General features: G+C 58.8%; 16 protein-coding genes and 1 riboswitch. Of the genes, 4 read left to right on the top strand and 12 right to left on the bottom strand.

Going from position 1 to position 20,138, the window contains the following annotated elements; genetic code table 11:
• Positions 1-13: 13 nt before the first annotated feature.
• Positions 14-2,083 carry a ParB/RepB/Spo0J family partition protein gene (locus tag C3F38_RS16695; RefSeq protein WP_000994919.1) on the bottom strand — a complete coding sequence of 690 codons (2,070 nt, stop codon included), beginning with the start codon at positions 2,081-2,083 and terminating at the stop codon, positions 14-16.
• 80 nt (positions 2,084-2,163) lie between these two features.
• Positions 2,164-2,991: a DUF932 domain-containing protein gene (locus tag C3F38_RS16690; protein ID WP_003092327.1), complete on the bottom strand. Its 828-nt coding sequence runs from the start codon at positions 2,989-2,991 to the stop codon at positions 2,164-2,166.
• 392 nt (positions 2,992-3,383) lie between these two features.
• On the opposite strand from C3F38_RS16690, the gene C3F38_RS16685 reads away from it, so the two are divergent.
• The 3 genes from C3F38_RS16685 to C3F38_RS16675 all read left to right on the top strand — a co-directional run bounded on the left by C3F38_RS16685 (position 3,384) and on the right by C3F38_RS16675 (position 7,065).
• Positions 3,384-4,769, top strand: coding sequence for an AAA family ATPase (locus C3F38_RS16685; protein ID WP_233211739.1), 1,386 nt, complete (start codon positions 3,384-3,386; stop codon positions 4,767-4,769).
• Between the two features lie 33 nt (positions 4,770-4,802).
• Positions 4,803-5,923, top strand: a protein-coding gene (locus C3F38_RS16680; protein WP_085950818.1) for an IS3-like element ISSen4 family transposase whose coding sequence is annotated in 2 segments (ribosomal slippage) — positions 4,803-5,061 and positions 5,061-5,923 — 1,122 coding nt in all. Because the reading frame shifts where the segments join, the coding sequence is not laid out codon by codon here.
• A complete protein-coding gene (locus tag C3F38_RS16675) occupies positions 5,920-7,065 on the top strand; it encodes an AAA family ATPase (RefSeq protein WP_193787585.1) in 1,146 nt (381 codons plus the stop codon). The genes C3F38_RS16680 and C3F38_RS16675 overlap by 4 nt, the downstream gene beginning before the upstream one ends.
• A gap of 66 nt (positions 7,066-7,131) precedes the next feature.
• On the opposite strand, the gene radC is transcribed toward C3F38_RS16675, so the two are convergent.
• The 8 genes from radC to manX all read right to left on the bottom strand — a co-directional run bounded on the left by radC (position 7,132) and on the right by manX (position 14,641).
• Positions 7,132-7,641: a DNA repair protein RadC gene (radC, locus tag C3F38_RS16670; protein ID WP_003092330.1), complete on the bottom strand. Its 510-nt coding sequence runs from the start codon at positions 7,639-7,641 to the stop codon at positions 7,132-7,134.
• A gap of 351 nt (positions 7,642-7,992) precedes the next feature.
• Entirely contained in the window at positions 7,993-9,057 is a 1,065-nt protein-coding gene (locus C3F38_RS16665) for a YhcG family protein (protein ID WP_003092331.1), read from the bottom strand.
• Complete coding sequence (locus tag C3F38_RS16660) at positions 9,054-10,253, bottom strand: site-specific integrase (protein ID WP_001062689.1); 1,200 nt, start codon at positions 10,251-10,253, stop codon at positions 9,054-9,056. The genes C3F38_RS16665 and C3F38_RS16660 overlap by 4 nt, the downstream gene beginning before the upstream one ends.
• A 218-nt stretch (positions 10,254-10,471) precedes the next feature.
• The gene (mntP, locus tag C3F38_RS16655) at positions 10,472-11,041 is read right to left on the bottom strand and encodes a manganese efflux pump MntP (protein WP_004927615.1); all 570 of its coding nucleotides are present in this window, start codon (positions 11,039-11,041) and stop codon (positions 10,472-10,474) included.
• A 7-nt stretch (positions 11,042-11,048) separates the two neighbouring features.
• Positions 11,049-11,236: riboswitch (yybP-ykoY riboswitch) on the bottom strand.
• 218 nt (positions 11,237-11,454) lie between these two features.
• Positions 11,455-11,913 carry a DUF986 family protein gene (locus C3F38_RS16650; RefSeq protein ID WP_038877069.1) on the bottom strand — a complete coding sequence of 153 codons (459 nt, stop codon included), beginning with the start codon at positions 11,911-11,913 and terminating at the stop codon, positions 11,455-11,457.
• A 54-nt stretch (positions 11,914-11,967) separates the two neighbouring features.
• Positions 11,968-12,810 (bottom strand): PTS mannose transporter subunit IID, encoded by an 843-nt coding sequence (locus C3F38_RS16645; RefSeq protein ID WP_033634889.1) that lies wholly within the window; start codon positions 12,808-12,810, stop codon positions 11,968-11,970.
• 15 nt (positions 12,811-12,825) lie between these two features.
• Positions 12,826-13,626 carry a PTS mannose/fructose/sorbose transporter subunit IIC gene (locus C3F38_RS16640; RefSeq protein ID WP_033634888.1) on the bottom strand — a complete coding sequence of 267 codons (801 nt, stop codon included), beginning with the start codon at positions 13,624-13,626 and terminating at the stop codon, positions 12,826-12,828.
• 55 nt (positions 13,627-13,681) lie between these two features.
• Positions 13,682-14,641: a PTS mannose transporter subunit IIAB gene (gene manX, locus C3F38_RS16635; protein ID WP_055317598.1), complete on the bottom strand. Its 960-nt coding sequence runs from the start codon at positions 14,639-14,641 to the stop codon at positions 13,682-13,684.
• Between the two features lie 562 nt (positions 14,642-15,203).
• Between manX and C3F38_RS16630 the strand changes: the two genes are divergently transcribed.
• Entirely contained in the window at positions 15,204-16,748 is a 1,545-nt protein-coding gene (locus C3F38_RS16630) for a TerC family protein (RefSeq protein ID WP_055317599.1), read from the top strand.
• Positions 16,749-16,764: 16 nt separating this feature from the next.
• Here the strand turns inward: C3F38_RS16630 and C3F38_RS16625 are convergent, their stop codons facing one another.
• Together C3F38_RS16625 and sdaA are read right to left on the bottom strand one after the other, a co-directional pair.
• Positions 16,765-18,351: an EAL domain-containing protein gene (locus tag C3F38_RS16625; protein WP_055317600.1), complete on the bottom strand. Its 1,587-nt coding sequence runs from the start codon at positions 18,349-18,351 to the stop codon at positions 16,765-16,767.
• 268 nt (positions 18,352-18,619) lie between these two features.
• Entirely contained in the window at positions 18,620-19,984 is a 1,365-nt protein-coding gene (gene sdaA / locus C3F38_RS16620) for an L-serine ammonia-lyase (RefSeq protein WP_038882658.1), read from the bottom strand.
• Positions 19,985-20,138: the final 154 nt, after the last annotated feature.

Below are 20,138 nucleotides of genomic sequence, written 5' to 3'. Positions count from 1 at the left end.
CTACGGTGCGAAGTCACGCGGCCAAAGCCTCGGCCTGCGGCTGGTCATCCGCCACGGCGGCCACTTCTTCCTGTGCTTCGGCTTCGCCATCCGCCGGCGCGTCCTGCCCGGTCTGCTGCGGGCCTTCGGAGCGGAAGATGGCGGGCATCCAGCCGGTGCCAGCGGCCAGCCGTTCGGCTTCGCTGGCAATGTCGCCCTTCTTCAACTTCGCCAGTCGGGTGACGTGCGAGGGCGCGAACCCGCCAACGGCTTCCAGAATCGCGGCCTTCGGCACATGCCGGAAGTAACCCTCATTGGTGGGCTGCCACCACGCGGCCATATCCAGCCCCACGGCCTGCGCCAGTTCCGCGCCGGGCTGGTGCGGCGTGGCGCGAGGCGTCACCACGTCCACCGTGGAAGCTAAGCACACGGCCAACAGCCGCACCAGTTCATCCTGTGATTTCGCCAGCAGCGCGGCGAACAGTTCGGCGCTGTCCTCCGGCAAGGTTTCGCCTGCCACCTGTTGCAGTTCGCGCAGCGCCACGGCGGCGGGTGATTCCGGCCAGTCCGGGGCCATGCCTTCCAGCCGGTCTTGCACCGTGAGGCGCACACCCAGCGGCAGGTCGTGCCCGTAGTGCCTTTCCTGCAAGACGGTCTGCACCATGCCATGCACCACGGCGGCCAGCGCTGCTTGCGGATGCCGTGCAACTTCGATTTGCAGCGCAGCGGTACGGTGCGCGCTCAACCGCTGCGCCAGTCGGTCAGACATGGCGGCGGTCTTGGGCTGCTCGTCGTCCTCGCCTGCGTCCTCGTTCGCGGCTTCGCCTTCGCTGCCGAAACCCTGCCGCAGCCGCTCCAGCGTGCGCAGTGCCTTGGCCTCCGCTTCGCGCAGCAGCCCGCGATGAATCGCGGCCTGCCCGTCGCGGTCGATGGTGACAATGGCACCGGCTGCGGCCTTCACGTTGGCCGCATAGTCCAGCAAGCCATCTTCCAGCGCCTGCAACTGCTCGCCCAGGCGTTCGCCTTCTTCCTGCAAGGCATCGGCCTTTTCCTCGTCCTCGTCGTCCAGCGCGGCATCCACCGCCTCGGCCAGTTCGTGCAGCTTGGTTTGCAGCTTCTCGATGCGCTGCGCGTCGCGCTTGTTCGGACTGCGGCGTTCCCTTGGCGCACGCTGGAAGGCTTGCAGATCGGCATGGGTCATGCCCGGCGTGGCATCCACCCACGCCCAGCCCTCGGCCTGCACCTTGGCGGCGATACCTGCCAGCTTGTCCTGCGCCAGCCGTTCCAGCAGTGCGGCATCGGTCAGATACACGCCTTTGTCGCCCTCCGCGAACAGGTCGCGGCGGATGCCACCGCCTTCCTGCTCGTAGCCGTCCAGCCCGACAAAGCGCACCAGCGGATGCCGGTAGGCGTCGATTTCGCGTTCGGTCAGGCGGTCGCGCAGGTTGTGCGGGCCGCGCTGCCATGTGGGCGCATCGTAGAACGCGGCTTCCTGCGCAGCATGGTCGTCGGTGATGGCGAGGGCCATCAACTGGTCAAGGCTCACGGCCTCGGCCCGGTAGTCGGCCAGCAGGCGCGGCGACACGTTGGCGAGTTTCAGACGGCGCTGCACCACCAGCGGCGTGACGCTGAAATCCGCTGCAATGTCCTCGATGCTGCGGCCTTCGGCCACGAGCGCGGCGAACGCCTCGAACTGGTCGGCGGGGTGCATGGCTTCGCGCTGCACGTTCTCGGTGAGGCTGGCCGTGCGGGCGGTGCCATCGGCCACCAGCAGGCAAGGCACCTCCCATTCCTTGCTAATGCGGTGCTTTTTCGCCAGCAGCTTCAACGCTGCGAGGCGACGGTCACCGGCCACGACCTCGTAATGCTCGCCATCGGCGGCGGCAATCACGATGAGGTTTTGCAGCAGGCCGACACGCTGGATGCTGGCGGCGAGTTCGGGAATGGACATGCGCGGGGTCTTGCGCACGTTGCGGCCAGTGGGACGCGACACCAGCCGCGACAGCGGAACCAGAATCAGGTTCTTGGTCGGATCAGCGGCTTCCAGCGGGATAGCGGCGGCGGTGTTGATGGCGCGGGCTTCGGTTTGGGTAACGGCGTTCATGGTGATAACTCCTATCGGTTCAGGGATGCAGCAGCGAAGAAAGCGACAAGGGCTGCTGCCTGCCCCTGCCGCGTGGGGATTCAGGCTTTCAACTGGCGCATGCCATCGGCCAGCAGCCAGAGGGCGCGATTTAGTCGGATGTTTTGGTCGATGCCCTGCACCGGGCGGGTTTGCTGTCGGCGCCCGTTGGCGCTGCGGCCACGCAGCCCGCCTTGGGTCAGGTTTTCTTGGGTGCGGTTGAACACGCTCCACAGGTCGGGGCGGCGGTCGTCGAAGCGGCGCGGCATCAGGATTTGCGATTCCGTGATGGGCGCGGGCTTGTCGGGGTCGTCGTACTTGAGGGCGAGCGCGGCGCGGGCGAACACTTCGGATTCGCCATCGTCCAAGGTGATGCCGCGCATGGCATCGCGCGATTCCTTCACCCGATCGAAACCGCTCAAGACTTCGTAAGCCCCCTCAATGACCAGACCGGCCACGTCGCCTTTATGGGGCACTCGCACATCGGCCACGGTGTTGCCGCAGACAAGGCCATTGCTGCACACGAACCGGAACATTCCGGCCAGCATCTGATAGCTGCTGGTGCCGTCGTGCGAGTTCAGCAGCACGATTTCGTTGGCCTCCGCGCCGTTGATCTGGCTGGCATGGCGCAAGCGAATCATGTGTTTGGTGTGCTCGCGCTTGCCTTCGTCGCGCACGCGGGTTTGCGTCACCATGAAAGGCTGGAAGCCTTCTTTGCGAAGCTCGGTCAGCACGGCGGCGGTGGGGATATAGGCGTACCGCTGCGAACGGCTCTCGTGCGGGGCATCCGCGAAGATGGACGGGGCCACGCGGTGAATCTGGTCGTCGGACAGCGGGTAATCGCTGCGCAGCGAGGGGGAGCGGAAAGCGAAACGGGATGCGAGTTGCATGGTCTTTCTCCTGACAAAAGAGGTTTGCTGTTCACACCGCACACCGGATTTCTAGATTCGGAGCCCAGCCTTTCGGCTGTTTGGTGCGGTCGGCACGAGGAACCCGGTTGGCCCTGTTGCCACCGTCTTTCCTGAGTTCATCGCCCGCGCCCAAAGGAGCGCGCGGACGGGGGCCGTCAAGGAGCCAAGCGCAGGGTTGGTGCGGCCCGCAGGCGCAGCCGAGGACACGGCCCTGCGCGCCTTGACGGCACACGGTCGCGGGCTACGGTCGCGGGTAAGGTGATGAAGTCAGGGGAGACGGCTGGACAAGGCAACGGCCATCCCTTTGTGCTGACCGCACGCAAGCGAAGCGCGCAGGCCCGAAGCTGGAAGCCGGGCCGTAGGCGTCAGCGATGCGGAAGGCTGGCGAAGCCAGTCCCGCCAGGGATGAGCGACTAGCGAACCTGGAGCAGCGCGATCCGCGAAGCGGAGACGCAAGAGGACTCTTCGTTTACCATTTGTTTCGCAAGCAAATGATGGGAAAGCAAGAACACGGAGATATAGAGATGATTGTCTGCATCAACCGCCTCAAACAGTTCGGAATCTTCAGCGACTTCAATGGAACGAAGATCCAAAAGTTCGGCCGGTACAACCTGGTCTATGGTTGGAATGGAACAGGCAAGTCAACGTTATCGAATCTATTCTCTTGCTTTGAGCTTCGCTCGATGGTTCCCCGCTTCAGCACGGGCCAATTTTCAGTAGTTCTGGAGGATGGCTCAACGATCACGGAATCCACACTCCACTCATCCCAATTGAATATTCATGTTTTCAATCAACGCTTCGTGCATGAGAACATTGATTGGGACAAATCCGTAAAGAGCATCCTTCTTATTGCGAAAGAGAAGATTGATGACTTGCAGAAGCTGGAGAAGCTGAAGAGCGAGCTTCAGTCGAAAAAGAAGGCTCACGACGACAAGCAAAGCGATATCAAGAAGCAGCGTGAGGCATTAGAGAAGTTCCTGACCAATGCTGCCAAGAAAATGAAGCTTGGACTTCAGGCGATTGATACGAGCGACAGTTATTACTTGAATTACGACCGCCGCAAGCTCTTCAACTTCATACAGAATAACGGCGAGACAATTATCAAGGCGGAGTCGGTTCTTCCAGATGAGAGGGTTATCGACCTTACGAATGCCGCCAAGCCAGATCAGCTTCCAAGCATTGCTTTCGCCTCAACGGCCATTGAGCCGGACTACTTTAAGAAAGCGGCGGGCCGCATCAGAGATTTGATTGGGACTACGGCGGTCAATCAAGCAATCCAGCGGCTGACCGATAACCCGGAAATCCGCGAATGGGTTCAAGCAGGCTTGGAAATCCATAAAAACCACGACTCGCAATCCTGCGAGTTCTGCGGCTCTCCGTTCGCCCAGCTTCGTGCCGAGGCGCTTGCTGCCCACTTCAGCAAGGAGTTCACGGAGTTTCAGAGCCGACTTCAGAACGCGGCGACATGGATTGAATCTCAAGGCGCTCCAGCTAATCAGTTTCCCGCATCGACCGAGTTTTATAAAGAACTATCGGCCGAGGCAGAGAAGCTTCAAAAGGACTACGCAACTGCTGCTGAAAAGATCGACCAGCAAATCGACGCCTGGCGGGAAGCCCTGAAGGCCAAGATCACAGACCCTGGGAAGACAGACATTCAGATCTCGGATGTGGTTGAAGACGATGTCACCAATTTCAATGACATCCTGAAATCGATTGTTGTGACCTGCTCCCCGTTGATTAGTACACCCCGATGTTAGTAATGTCTTCATAAGCCACATGAGGACATCCCCATGAAGAAGCGTTTTTCCGACGAACAGATCATCAGTATTCTCCGCGAAGCCGAAGCTGGGGTACCCGCCCGTGAACTCTGCCGCAAGCATGCCATTTCCGATGCCACGTTTTACACCTGGCGTAAGAAGTATGGCGGTATGGAGGTGCCTGAAGTTAAGCGCCTGAAGTCGCTTGAGGAAGAGAACACCAGACTCAAGAAGCTGCTTGCCGAAGCCATGCTGGATAAAGAGGCGCTTCAGGTGGCTCTTGGGCGAAAGTACTGACGACAGACCAGAAGCGGGAAGCCGTGATGTTGATGTGTGATGCGACCGGTCTGTCGCAACGTCGTGCCTGCAGGCTTACAGGTTTATCCCTGTCGACCTGCCGCTATGAGGCTCACCGTCCGGCTGCTGATGCGCATTTATCAGGGCGCATCACTGAGCTGGCACTGGAGCGCAGGCGTTTTGGCTACCGTCGTATTTGGCAGTTGCTGCGCCGTGAAGGGCTTCATGTTAATCATAAGCGCGTGTACCGGCTTTATCACCTCAGTGGCCTGGGCGTAAAACGCAGAAGACGTCGTAAAGGGCTGGCAACAGAACGTCTGCCGCTGCTCCGTCCGGCGGCGCCCAATCTGACCTGGTCGATGGATTTCGTCATGGACGCACTTTCCACCGGTCGCAGGATCAAGTGTCTTACCTGCGTCGATGATTTCACAAAGGAATGCCTGACGGTCACTGTTGCCTTTGGGATTTCAGGCGTTCAGGTCACGCGTATTCTGGACAGCATTGCACTGTTTCGAGGCTATCCGGCGACGATAAGAACTGACCAGGGGCCGGAGTTCACTTGCCGTGCACTGGATCAATGGGCCTTTGAGCATGGTGTTGAGTTGCGCTTAATCCAGCCGGGCAAGCCAACGCAGAACGGATTTATTGAGAGCTTTAACGGACGATTTCGCGATGAATGTTTGAATGAGCACTGGTTCAGCGATATCGTTCATGCCAGGAAAATTATTAATGACTGGCGGCAGGATTATAACGAATGCCGCCCGCACTCCACGCTGAATTATCAGACACCGTCTGAATTTGCAGCGGGCTGGAGAAAGGGTCATTCTGAGAATGAAGATTCCGACGTTACTAACTGAGTGTTGTATCTAATCGTGGGGGCAGGTCAGTTGCTCTCGTTGGAAAGCACAACAATAAGACTTCAAATTTCAAATCTGAGACCTCAAAAAGCAAGGTGGCACTGGAGCTTCACTTTGCTGCGGCTGAGGTGCAAGAGTTTGACTATGCTGGAAGTGAGAAGAAGTGCAATGACCTTGAGTCAGAAGCAAAGAACGACCATAAGGAAATTGAAAAAATTAGTCTAGAGGTCGGAGCCATAGAAGCGGCGCTCTCGAATGAAACGGTCGGGGCAAAGGAGTTCAATGACATCCTGCATCGCTTCATTGGCCGCTCTGAGCTTTGCCTGAACTTCAATCAGAAGAAGAAAGGCTATGAGATCATCAGAAACGGGGTTGGTGAGCACGATGGGAATTTGAGCGAAGGTGAGAAAACTGCGATTGCATTTGTCTATTTCATCACGAAGCTCAAAGAAAATGGAAATAACATCAAGGATACGATCGTCGTCGTTGACGATCCGGTCTCAAGCTTTGATTCTAATCACTTGTTTCACGCCTACTCGTTTTTGAGAACGCAATGCACTGAAGCCAAGCAACTTTTTGTGCTGACTCACAACTTCACTTACTTTAAGCTAGTGAGAGACTGGTTCACTGGCACCAATAGGAATCGAGTCAAAAAAGGCAACGCCGAGAATTGCTTCTTTTATCGCCTGGATGCGCCACCTGGCTCCCCTCGTCACTCCCTACTTGTGGATGCCGACGACTCACTCAAGAACTACGGTTCCGAGTACCACTATATCTTCAAGAAGCTCTACGAATATAGGGCGCACACAACACTCAATCGAGATGAGGCGTTCTTGACCGCCAACCTCGCCCGAAAGCTTGTTGAATCGTTTTTCACCTTCAAATATCCAAGGCGTCGAAGCGACATTAGTCAATTGATGGAGGCTGGCCTAAAAGATTGCACCATCACGACACCAGAGCTTAAAGAAAAAATCTACCGCTTTATCAATAAGTATTCACATAGCGACGTTATTGAGATAACAGAGGAATCCGCAGAAAACTTGGCAGGCGAAAGCCACAGCGTCATCGGGAACATCTTCCAGTGGCTGGAAGAGGTGGACAAGAAACATTACGACGAGATGATTCAGGTTGCGACGGCCTGAGCATCAGGCCGCGAGGGCCATAGCTATGCCACCAGGCGCAGCAAAAAGGGGCCGAAGCCCCTTGGGCTAGATCAGCCCATGCTCGGCGAACGATGCCGTTTCGTTGCCCGCAACGATGATGTGATCGAGCACGCGCACGTCCACCAGACCCAACGCTTCCTTGAGCCGCTGGGTCAGCGCCCGGTCAGCCGCGCTCGGCTCGGGGTTTCCGCTCGGATGGTTGTGCGAAACGACGACCGCCGCCGCATTGAGCCGCAGCGCCTCCTTGACCACTTCGCGCGGATACACCGACGCACCGTCAATAGTGCCGTGGAACATCTCCCTGTATTCGATCAGACGATGGCGCGTATCCATGAACAGCACTACGAACACCTCATGCTCGAAGCTGGCCAACTTTGTACGCAAGTATTCCTTGACCGCCGCCGGCGAAGTGAACTCTGCTCCGCGCCGCATTTTCCGGTCAATGACCTGGCGCGCAGCTTCCAGAATGTCGTCGGCCGATGCCGGTAGATAGCGCCCGTGCGCGTCGCGCACCAGCAGACAGGAATCGAACGAGGGAAAGGACAGTTGCGACATGATCGTGCTCCGGTTGCTCGGGCGGAATTGCCCGGAACCGGCGGCAGCACGGCGCAGCGCAAGCAGTCAGGGGTCGCAGACGGCCGCCAGGACGCAAGCGCGCATGGCGCGCGCCGCCCTTGACGGCGAGAACGCCGTGATACGGTGAAGGGAACAGCAAGACCGCCCACACCCGCCCACTGCACAGAGTCGATTTTTGGCAAGCGGAGCGCGCAGGCCCGGATCAACGAGCCGGGACGGAGGCGTCAGTGATGGAAGCCCGACAGGGGCGAGACTCGCGCAGCGAAGCTCGATGCGCAGCACGACAGCGCGACGGCGGCACGCCGGGACGCCCGACTGCTTGGGACAGGACTACTCGTTGTCCGTCTTGCGCTGCTCGATTTGCAACTGCGCCCGTTGCGTTGCCTGTTGCAGCCGCTCCACCAGCACGCCCCTCGGCGGCAAGGCGGTCAGATACTCGGCAACGTGGATGCCGGACTTGTCCAGCTCCAGCAATTCGATCTGCTCGCGCTTCTTGCCGGTGCAAAGGATGATCCCGAGCGGCGAGGCTTCCTCCGGCTCCCGTTCGTGCTTGTCTAGCCACCGAAGGTAAAGCTCCATCTGCCCTTTGTAGGCCGCCTTGAAGTCACCTACCTTCAACTCCACCGCAACCAGCCGCCGCAGCTTGCGGTTGTAGAACAGAAGGTCAAGGTGGAAATCCTCGTCGTCGATCGGAATGCGCTTCTGCCGGGCGACGAATGAGAAGCCCGCGCCCAGCTCCAGCAGGAAGGACTCCATTTCACGGATGATCGCCGCTTCCAAGTCGCCTTCCTGCCAAGTGTCCCGCAGGCCCAGGAAGTCGAGGATGTACGGGTCGCGCATGACCAGGGCCGGCGACATGCGCTGCGCATCGCGCAGGGTCGCCAACTCCTGCGCTATGGTTTCTTCCGGCTTTTGGGAAAGCGCCGTGCGCTCGTACAGCATCGAGTCGATACGCTCGCGCAGCGTCCGCACGCTCCAGCGTTGGGTGCTGGCCATCTGTGCGTAGTAGTCCCGCTGGAGCGGGTCTTTCAGCGGCATCAGGGCGATGAAGTGCGTCCAGCTCAATTCTCGTATCAGTGATACGAGAATTCGCTCGTCGGGGAAGGTGGCGGCGAACTGCACCATGCGGCGCAAGTTCTGCTCTGCAAAGCTGCTGCCGTACTCCTCCACCAACTGCGCAGCCAAGGTGGGCAGAACTTCCTTGCCGTAGGCGCCCCGGCGCCTGTCCAAGACCTGCGTGTGGATGCGTTGGCCGATGCGCCAGTAGAGCATCGTAAGCTCGCTATTCACCGTCGAGGCGGCGCGCAAGCGCGCCGCCTCGATCAGTGCCCGAATGTCGCCCAGCAGCGCCGCGGGCGCTGCGAGCGATGCTGCTGATGGCCGGCGCCCGTTCATGCCACCGCCTCCGCAAGCTGCCGCGCGCCCGTGATGGCTTGGCGGCGGCTGGCCACCAGCTCGGCCGCCTCGCGCACCGGCTTGTCCTCGGTGTGGACGTAGTGCATGAACATCGCCACGGTCTTGTGGCCCGTCAGCTTCATTCCCACTTTGGTCGGCACACCGGAATTGGCAATGTCGGTGGTCGAGCGATGACGGATGCCGTGCGTGCCTACGTGCGGCACGCTGGCGGCCTTGAGCGTCCGGCACCAGCCGCCATAGTGCTCGCCAAAGGTCAGGTGCTTGGCCGGGTCGTTCGGCGACGGCAGGACGTAAGGGCAGCCTTCCAGACGCGGCGCCGTCGAAAGCAGCCGATAGGCTTCCTCGCTCATGGGCTTGGAAATGCCGCCAACCTTGCTGTCGGGCCACACCACGCGCCGGTTCTCGAAGTCCAGCCAGCTCCATTCGAGCGGGCAGATTTCGGAGCGCCGCGCCGCAAACTCGAATTGCAGCCGGATCGCCAACGGGATGACGTAGTTCTCCAGCCCCTCCGCCTCCAGTTTCTCCAACTGGCGGAAGATCCGCACCATTTCCTCGTCCACGATGAGCCGGGTTTCCTTGCCCGGCGGGTACATCGGGACGTGGCGGCACGGATTCGTGCCGTCCGGGCGGAAGCCCCAGACTTCGGCCAAGTTGAACATCTTGCGCAGCACGCCGAAGGTCTTGTTGGCCTCGGTCGGCTTGTAGGCCAGCTTTTCCATGAGCCCCGCAATGTCGGGCCGCTTCACGTCATGCACCTTCTTGCGGCCCAGCAGCGGGATGATGTTGCGGTCGATGACGCCCTGGTAGCCGTCCTGCGTGCTGACCTTGTTGCGCTTCTTGGAGTAGTCCTCCATGAACTTTTTGCACAACTCGGCCATCGTGGGCGCCTTGCGCGCCTCGGCCTTGGCACCGCCGGGATCACCACCCCGGCGAACCTCGGCCAGCCAGTCCTGCGCTTTGACCCGCGCCTGTTCGACGGTTAGCTCCCCGTAGAGTCCCAGCGAGGGCTTGCGGGGCTGGCCAGAGTTCGTGCGGTACTGGAGCATGAACACCCGGCGTCCCGTCGAGGTAATCTTGCAAAGGAAGCCGGGCACGACGGTATCCCGTAGTTCGATGTCCTTCGCCTGGGGTTGCGCCGACTCTACGGCGGTCTTGGTGAGCTTGATCTTTGCCATGATGACTCCTTGGAACGACCCGGATTCCAGGAGCCAGATAGGAGCGGCGCGAGGGAGAACCGGGTCAAGTTTCAGAAAGCACCGGCATATGATGGAAGCGCGTAAGCTATTGATAAACCTGCTGTATCGGGCTACGTCGCAGTCCAGCGAACTACCGGGCTGGAGTCATCGTGAAACAAAAAAACCTGCCGCGGCAGGTTTTTTGCAGAGCGAGCGCCTCAGGCCAGGTAGCCGAGGTGCTCCAGCAGAATGTTGACGCCGATACCGATCAGCACCACGCCGCCGAGGATCTCGGCGCGTTTGCCCAGCAGCGGGCCGATAAAGCGGCCAATCATCATGCCCAGCGTCGCCATGATCATGGTGGCGCAGCCGATGGCCATGGCGGTATGCACGATATTCACCTGCAGGAAGGCCAGGCCGACGCCGATAGCCATCGCGTCGAGGCTGGTGGCGATAGCGGTGGCCACCAAGATCCAGAAGCCGTGGCGTTTGACCTTCTCTTCCTCATCGGGCCTGTTGCGCACCCCTTCGACGATCATGCGCATGCCGAGAATGAACAGCAGGGAGAAGGCGACCCAGTGGTCCCATTCCATGATGTATTGGCTGGCGAACAGACCGATGGCCCAACCGATGAGCGGGGTGATCGCTTCGACCACGCCGAAGATCAGGCCGGTACGGATCGCTTCGCGGAAACGGGGTTGATGCAGGCTGGCACCTTTGCCGATCGAAGCGGCGAAAGCATCCATGGACATGCCAAAAGCGAGAATGAGTGTAGCTGAAAGGTTCATGTGAAATAGCCTCGGCCGGGTGGCTCCATATACACGTAACCCACCCCCAACCAAACGACGGAGTTACGTGTCTATGGTCTCGCCAACCTTACCTGGCTGCCCGCACCACGTTTCATACGGCGAAACGAGTATGTTGATACGGGCGTTTCTGGCGTTTTATTCTCCAGAAACCGGCTACTCCCCAATGACGGCGCAACCATACCATATTATTTCCGCCATCGACAACTTTATTCTAGAGTCATGCTCGCTCTTAATTGAGACTCGTTTTCATTAATCTAAGTTCATGCGGGAATATAATGTAGACGTGGGTAACAATGTTGCAGAAATAATAGTCAGAGTGAAAATGGCGCTGCCGATTAATTATCCACAAGCAGCGCAAGGTTTGAGCGGCAATAAAAAGATTTTTTATTTATTTATTGATTATCAACGAAAAAATGATAAATCCGCTCCAGGTCATCCAGGTGGTTCACCTGAACCAACAGTCTGCGCTGTTCCAGGTCGACGGCCAGAATGCCGTCCTCCGATAAATTCATGGCTTTAATGCGGTTATATTCGACAAACACGTTCGCGAAGAAAAAACCCTGTGCTTTAAACACCATCTTGGGGGTGCGAATATAAGAGATATAGATCGCGAGCAGCGCCAAAGAAATAAGCAAATAGGTGGTTAATACCGCACCGTTGGTGGTGACGTTGCGGTAAATCAGAATGGCGATCAGGCCGACGAAAATCAGGCTGTCGAGGCGGTTACGGCGTTTGAGCGCCACTTTAAGCCGCGTTTTACCTTTCAGTAGGTCCATGCCGAATTCGTCATACAGCGAGTACAGCAACAGCAGGGCGATAAACAGCATCAGTACGGCGTCGGTCAGTGACATCTCTTGCTCCACACATAAAAAAGCCGGGGGTTGCCCCCCGGCCGATTCGAACGATTACAGGCCCAGCAGGCCAATCCAATAGCCAAAGATACCGATGACGAAGAAGCCGATGATGATCCACAGCGCATTGACTTTTTTGCGCAGCAGCCACATACAGGCGAAAGTCAGCAGCAGCGGCACCAGGCCCGGCATCAGCTGGTCGAGGATGGTCTGCACCGTGGTGACGTTGGTATGCCCGGTCTGGTCGGTGATCTTGGACACCACCAGCGGGATATTCACGTGCGTCCACTTGTTGACCAAGGCGCCCATAACAAACAGGCCGAGAATGGACGCTCCTTCCGTCAGTTTTTGCAGGAAGCCGCCGCCCATGTCGTTGACGATGTCCACCCCTTTACGGTAACCGTAGGCCACGCCGTAATAGCGGGTCAGCAGGCGCACCAGGTTGAACAGCACGAAGAACAGGATCGGCCCGAGCAGGCTGCCACTCATGGCGATGCCGGCGCCGAGCGCGGCGAACACCGGCCGCACGGTGCCCCAGAAAATCGGGTCACCGACGCCCGCCAATGGCCCCATCAGACCGACCTTGATGCCGTTGATCGCACCGTCGTCGATCGGCGCGCCGTTGGCGCGTTGCTCTTCCATCGCCATGGTCACGCCGAGCACCGGCGCCGCCACGTAAGGGTGGGTGTTGAAGAACTCGAGGTGGCGCTTGATCGCCTGTTTGCGATCGTCATTGTTTTCCGGATACAGGCGACGGATCACCGGTACCATCGAGAAGCAAAAACCCAGCGCCTGCATGCGCTCGAAGTTCCACGACCCCTGGAACAGGTTGGAGCGCAGGAATACGCCGCGAATATCGGCCGGCGTGAGTTTCTTTTGAGCAGTTGTATCAACCATTTCTCTCACCTATTCCTAGTCGAGTTCGTTATCAAGATCGTTCGCATTAGCCGGGCCGGCCTGGACAACCTGAGACTTGTTGTATTTCGGGCTGAGCTGGATATACAGCACGGCCATCACCACGCCGATGACGCCGAGCGCAACCAGGTTGAAGTTGGTGAAGGCGGCGGTCACGAAACCAAGGTAGAAGAACGGCATCAGGTAGCCGGCGCGCATCATGTTAATCACCATCGCGTAACCGACCACCACGATCATGCCGCCGGCGATGTTCAGGCCGCTGGTGACCACTTCCGGGATCGAGTTGAGCAGGGCGTGTACCCCGGCGGTGCCAACCGAGATGGCGACGATGACCGCCGGAATGGCGATACGCATCGCCTGCAGCAGCAGAGCGCCGATGTGGATCCAGGTGATGGCCCGCAGGCTGCCGCGCTCCGCCGCGCTGTCCGCCGCGTGCTGGAAGGCCACGGTGAGGGTACGTACGATGATGGTCAACACCTGGCCGGCCGCCGCAAGCGGAATGGCCAGGGCGATACCGGCGCCGACGCTTTGCCCACCGGCGATGACCAGAATGGTCGAGATGATGGAGGCCAGGGCGGCATCCGGCGCGACTGCCGCACCGATGTTCATCCAGCCCAGGGCGATCATTTCCAGCGTACCGCCGATGATGATGCCGGTTTTCATATCGCCGAGAATGAAGCCGATCAGAGTACAGGCGACCAGCGGACGGTGAAATTGGAACTCGTCGAGGACGGAACCCATCCCGGCGATACAGGCAACGATAAATATCAGCACAATCTGAAGAGTGGTGATCTCCATTGCACTTCTCCTATGACCAAAAAGCTCTGAGTAAAATAATCAGCGGCTGGCGCCACTAATTGAGTTTGTTAATCAGGTCCATCATTTTTAGCCGGCTGTCGGACGAGACCTTACGCACTTCCAGCTCGATACCGCGATCGTTCAGTTTCTTAAACGCTTCGATATCTTTTTCATCGACGGAAACGGCGTTGTTCACCTGGGTTTTCCCCTGACGGAACGCCATGCCGCCGATATTGACGGATTGAATATCCACGCCGCCTTCCACCAGGCGCAAGACGTCGGTCGGGTTGGTAAACAGCAGCATTACGCGGTCGTTGGCGTACTTCGGGTTGTTCCAGACGCGGATCGCCTTCGCCACGTCCACCACGTGAGCGGTGACCCCCGGCGGGGCGACCTGGGTCAGCAGGGTTTTGCGCACATGGTCGGCGGCGACTTCATCGCTGACGACGATAATGCGGCTGACGTTGGTTTCTTTGGTCCAGCGAGTGGCGACCTGGCCGTGAATTAAACGGTCATCGATGCGCGCCAGGCCGATTTTCATGTGGTCGTTCGGCCCCAGCGGCGCCTGAGGGGCAGCGGCTTTGGCGACGGGTGCTGCGGGTTTTGCGGGTTCTTCCTGCGGTTTTTTCAGCGCTTTCACGCCTTCACGGCCGGTTTCCAACGCCAGCGCCACCAGTTCATCGAAGGCGGGGTTGTCGTCCCGCGCCATGAAGGTTTCCACCAGCATCGGAATGTTGACCCCGGTGATGACCTCATAGTTTTCTTTGTCGACCGCAATGCGGCTGGCGGCGTTGAACGGGCTGCCGCCCCAGGTATCCACCAGGAACAGCACGCCGCCGCTGGTATCCAACCCACTGATTTTTTCGTTGTACTTGACGATTAACGTTTCGGCATTCTCACCGGGAACGAAGTCTATAAAGGCGACGTTGTCCTGCTCGCCCAATAGCATCTCCGCCGTTTTCAGCAGTTGTTCCGCTGCAGCCCCGTGTGTGCCGATGATAATAGCTATTGCCACTCGCTACCTCCTCGTTGAACTCCAGGCGCGGTTTGTGTCGTTTCTCCGCGCCGTCTTGGCAGTCACTTCCGCGGTTCAGATACATTATGGTAGAAAAAAAGAAACGCACGCCTAACATTTCTCACGCAGTTTCAAATGCCTGTGCGTGATGCTTCACGAACGCGACATTTATTTTAGTGAGTGAAAAAATATTTTTTGTGACGTTGCTCCGTTATTGAATGCTCGGAGAAATCTTAGCTGTCGCAGATGATATGGCGTGGCGCCATGCTAAACCGCCGTTGAAAAAGCCGCTTTGTCCCCCAGAAAAATCCTGATACAGTAATTTCCTCTTTCATCACTAAGGAGTGAAGGGCCTCAGCCCTCCCTATGGACTGTCACCGAAGTTACTGTTTTACCAGGTTTCACCCGCCACCTGCTGGTGTTGCATATGCTGTTCGGCCCTTCGGCCATCTCCCGGTAACCCCATCCCGTCACTTTGTTATTGTCGACTGCGCCCATGCAGCGGCGGCATCGTCACGTCTGAGCTGCGTGCGCTCATTCCCACTTTTCTCTGGAGTCTGATATGGAATTTTTAATGGACCCCTCTATTTGGGCGGGGTTGCTTACGCTGGTGGTGCTGGAAATCGTGCTGGGCATCGACAACCTGGTGTTCATCGCCATTTTGGCCGACAAGCTGCCGCCGAAGCAGCGCGATAAGGCGCGCATCATTGGCCTGTCGCTGGCGTTGCTGATGCGTTTGGGCCTGCTGTCGGTGATCTCCTGGATGGTAACCCTGACCACGCCGCTGTTCAGCGTCGGCGATTTCAGCTTCTCCGGCCGCGATTTGATCCTGCTGTTCGGCGGGGTGTTCCTGCTGTTCAAGGCTACCATGGAGCTGCACGAACGGCTGGAGGGGCAGACGCACCAGGACGGCGCCAACCGCGGTTACGCCAAGTTCTGGGCGGTGGTGGTGCAGATCGTGATTCTTGACGCGGTGTTTTCGCTCGATGCGGTGATTACCGCCGTGGGTATGGTGAACGATCTGCCGGTGATGATGGCGGCGGTGGTGATCGCGATGGCGGTGATGCTGTTGGCGTCGAAGCCGTTGACCAACTTCGTCAACGCGCACCCGACCATCGTGGTGCTGTGCCTGAGCTTCCTGTTGATGATTGGCCTTAGCCTGATCGCCGAAGGCTTCGGTTTGCACATTCCTAAAGGCTACCTGTATGCCGCTATCGGCTTCTCGATCCTGATTGAATTGTTCAACCAGATCGCGCGTCGCAACTTCATCAAGCATCAAGCGCGTCGCCCGATGCGCGAGCGCACCGCGGAAGCGATCATGCGCCTGATGGGGCAGCAGCGTACACCGCAGACGGACGATGCGGTCGCCTTGCCGAGGGATGAAACCTTTGCGGCGGAAGAGCGCTATATGATCAGCGGCGTGTTGACGCTGGCCTCGCGTTCATTGCGCAGCGTGATGACGCCGCGCACCGACATTTCCTGGGTCGACTGCGAGCGCACCCGCGAGGAGGTACGCGCACAGCTGCTGGATACGCCGCACAGCCTGTTCCCGGTGTGTCGTGATTCGGTGGATGAGATCGTCGGCGTGGTACGCGCCAAGGATCTGCTGGTGGCGTTGGAGCAAGGTGAAGACATCGCCGAGTTCGCCGCCCGCACGCCGCCGATCGTGGTGCCGGAAACCATGGACGTCATCAAGCTGCTGGCGGTGCTGCGTCGCGCCAAAGGGCGTTTGGTGGTGGTCACCAATGAGTTCGGCGTCGTGCAGGGGCTGGTGACGCCGCTGGACGTGCTGGAAGCGATTGCCGGTGAATTCCCGGACGAGGACGAAACGCCGGACATCGTGGCGGAAGGCGACGGCTGGCTGGTGAAGGGCGGAACCGATCTGCACTCGCTGGAACAGGCGCTGGCCTGCGATGACCTGGTCAGCCCCACCGCCGATTACGCCACCCTGGCGGGGCTGCTGTTGGCCCACTACGGGCAGATGCCGGTGGTGGGAGATACCATCGAGCTGAACCACCTGCGTTTCGATATCGTTGAGGTGTCCGAATACCGTATCGAACTGGTGCGCGTTACCCGCGTCCCCCTGGACGAGACGGCGCACGCGTAACCCTCCCGCCGGGGGCTCAGGCCTCCGGCGGATCCTCTTCCGCTTTCCTGACGCGCGATTCGTACTGCTGCAGCCACAGCGGGAAAACATGAATCGGCATCGGCTTGGCGAAATAATACCCCTGCAGGGCATTGACCTCGCGTGAGCGCAGATAGTCGGCCTGTTCCTCCGTTTCCACCCCCTCTGCCACCAGTTTCAGCTTCAGGCGCTGCGCCAGCGTAATGATGGTGTCGGTCACCGTAGCGTTGACCGCGTCGGTGCCGATGGCGGCGGTAAACCCGCGATCGATCTTCAAGACGTCCGGGCTGAGGTTCTTCAGGTAGCTCAGTGAGCTGTGGCCGGTGCCGAAATCGTCGATGGCCAGCATGATCCCCATGTCTTTCAGCGTGCGGATCTGGTCATACTGGATCGCCGACAGCGCGGTGCGTTCGGTCAGCTCCAGCATCAATGAGGGCATCGGGTGCGCCGGCAGCCAAATCTGGCGGATATCGTCGATGATGTTGAGCGTTTTAAAATGCTCGGCGGCGACGTTGATGCTGATGTAGAAAGACGGTCGTGGCGGGAACAGCTGCAGATTTTCCGTCACGGTGTTCATCAGATAGCGAGTGAGCGGAATGATGAGCTCATGCTGCTCGGCCAACGGAATAAACACGTCAGGCGAGATCCATCCTTGTCGCTTCTTTTTCCAACGCAGCAGCATCTCGACGCCGGCGCAGCGCCCGGTGTCGCTGTGGATGATAGGCTGACAGTAGACGCGGAACTCCCGATGAGTGATGGCATGGCCGATGTGGTAAGACAGGCTCATGCGGTTGGCGGTGAGCAGATAGACCACATAGGCTGCCAGCAGGCTGATCAACAGCGCCAGCGGGATATGGCGCGGCAATGCGGACAGCGCCAGCATGCCGATCTGTGGACCGAACAGTGAAATCGAGAACGGGTACAGCGCGGAGCCGGCGGTGTAGCGCAGATCGTTGGTCAGGGTGTCGCGGCTCAGGATTTCGCGGCGGCCATATTCCAGGCTGCTGTCGTCCACGTTCAGGACCACTCGCTGAACGTAAGGCTCTTGCGGTTCGAGTAAAAAGTTGGACAGCAGCTCGATATTGAATACGTGCAGCACGCCGCTGGTTTTATCGTGGGGGGATGGCGTCCACATCACCAGCGTGGGCAGGCCTTTGCTGACCGCCAGAGAGGGGCGCAGCGCCAGCCTGGCGTTGCTGTCGACGAAGGTGGGCATCACCGCGGCCAGCTGATAATGACGGGCGCCAAACAGGCTGGAGCAGTAAATAACACCGTTTTTCACCAGCAACATGGCGCGTAGCGCCTGATTTTGCGCGGCGCGAAAGCGCAGGGTCGATGAAACGTTTTCGCAGGGTTGGTCCAGCATGTCCATACTGCGTTCCGCCTGCATCTGCGCCGGCGTCAGCAATTGGTTGATCTTGCCGACGGTGCGGGTAGCCAACGTCTGCTGGCTCTGCTCGATGCTTTTGACCTCTTGATAGTAACGGGTATACAGCGATACCAACAGAATAGCCACGCCCACCGCTCCGGCCAGCAGCCAACGGTAGTAACGATATCGGGACGCGGCGAGGTGGGTCATCAACATCCGGTAAATCCTTGTTCGGTAATCCAGCTCCGAGTCACAGTCAGGCCATAGATCCTTAAGTTGCGCTCGGCTAATTCTAGCCTGAGGTTATACAAGATTGATGGTAACTCAGTAAATTATTTCAGTATGGTAAAACAGAAGGCCAATTTGCAGGCTAACCGCCCGATCGATGAGAAAAATGCAGGATATTTTCTGGTGACATTGTCACTAAAAGCGGCCAATGAATTGATTACTCATAAAAAACCCCGCCGGGCGGCGGGGTTGTCTGTCAGTCGCATTGCACCTTGATCGCCAGGCCGCCGCGTGACGTTTCGCGGTACTTGGCGTTCATGTCTTTGCCGGTTTCGTACATGGTCTCGATCACCTTATCCAGCGAAACGCGCGGCTCGCTGGTGCGGCGCAGGGCCATGCGGGCGGCGTTGATCGCCTTGACCGAAGCGATGGCGTTGCGCTCGATGCACGGTACCTGTACCTGGCCGGCAACCGGGTCGCAGGTCAGACCCAGGTTGTGTTCCATGCCGATCTCCGCCGCCACGCACACCTGTTCAGGGCTGCCGCCGAGCAGCTCGGCCAGACCGGCCGCCGCCATGGAGCAGGCCACGCCGACTTCACCCTGGCAGCCAACTTCGGCGCCGGAAATGGAAGCGTTCATCTTGTACAGCGCGCCGATGGCGCCTGCCGCCATAAAGTAGCGGATATAGATATCCGGGCTGACGGATTCGATGAAGTGATCGTAGTAAGCCAGCACCGCAGGCACGATGCCGCAGGCGCCGTTGGTCGGCGCGGTGACCACGCGGCCGCCGGCGGCGTTTTCTTCGTTCACCGCCAGCGCGAACATGTTGACCCAGTCGATCACGTTCATCGGATCGTTGGACAGTTTGTCCGACGCCACCAGCATGCGGCGCAGCGCGGAGGCACGGCGCGGCACGCGCAGCGGCCCCGGCAGCACGCCTTCGGTATTCAGACCGCGATCGATACAGGCGCGCATGGTTTGCCAGACGTTACCGAAGTAGGTGTCGATATCTTGCTTGCTGTGCAGCGCCAGCTCGTTCTGCATCACCATGCCGGACAGCGACAGGCCGGTCTCGCGGCAGTGGTCGAGCATTTCGCGCGCGGAGTTGAACGGATAAGGCATTTGCAGCTCTTGCTCGGCGGCCTTGCCGAAGTTCTCTTCATCGACGATGAAGCCGCCGCCGATGGAGTAGTAGGTCTTGCTGTACACTTCTTTATCGCCGGCGAAGGCGTGGACCTGCATGCCGTTTTCGTGCAGCGGCAGGTTGTCGCTGCGGAAGACCATGCCGCCGTCGCGCGGGAAATCGACTTCATGCAGGCCGTTGGCCAGCATCAGGCGTTGACGTTGTTCTACATCGCGAATAAAACCCGGAATGCTATCGATATCGACGGTGTCCGGCATATTGCCGGCCAGGCCGAGAATGATGGCGATATCGGTATGGTGACCTTTACCGGTCAATGAGAGTGAGCCGTAAACGTCTACGGCAACACGCGTGATAGAAGGCATCAGGCCTTTATTTACCAGATCGTCGACAAACTGTTTGCCGGCTTTCATCGGTCCAACCGTATGAGAGCTGGACGGGCCGATGCCGATCTTAAACATGTCGAAAACGCTAATCACGCTAAAACTCCTTAAAGAGACGTATTGTTATGGCTGCGGCGGTTAAAAACCGCGCAGGGAACAGCGATATTGTAAAAGGGCCGTGCGGGTTCGGCTGCCTTTTTCGCATGAAATTAAATAATCCGTGGTGTCGCTTTTTTGCTGATTACCCGGG

The organism is Serratia sp. SSNIH1 (assembly GCF_002935055.1).
GTDB lineage: Bacteria > Pseudomonadota > Gammaproteobacteria > Enterobacterales > Enterobacteriaceae > Serratia > Serratia nevei.
The sequence above is the reverse complement of the archived record's forward strand: the minus strand, read 5'-3'. Positions and strand labels throughout refer to the sequence as shown.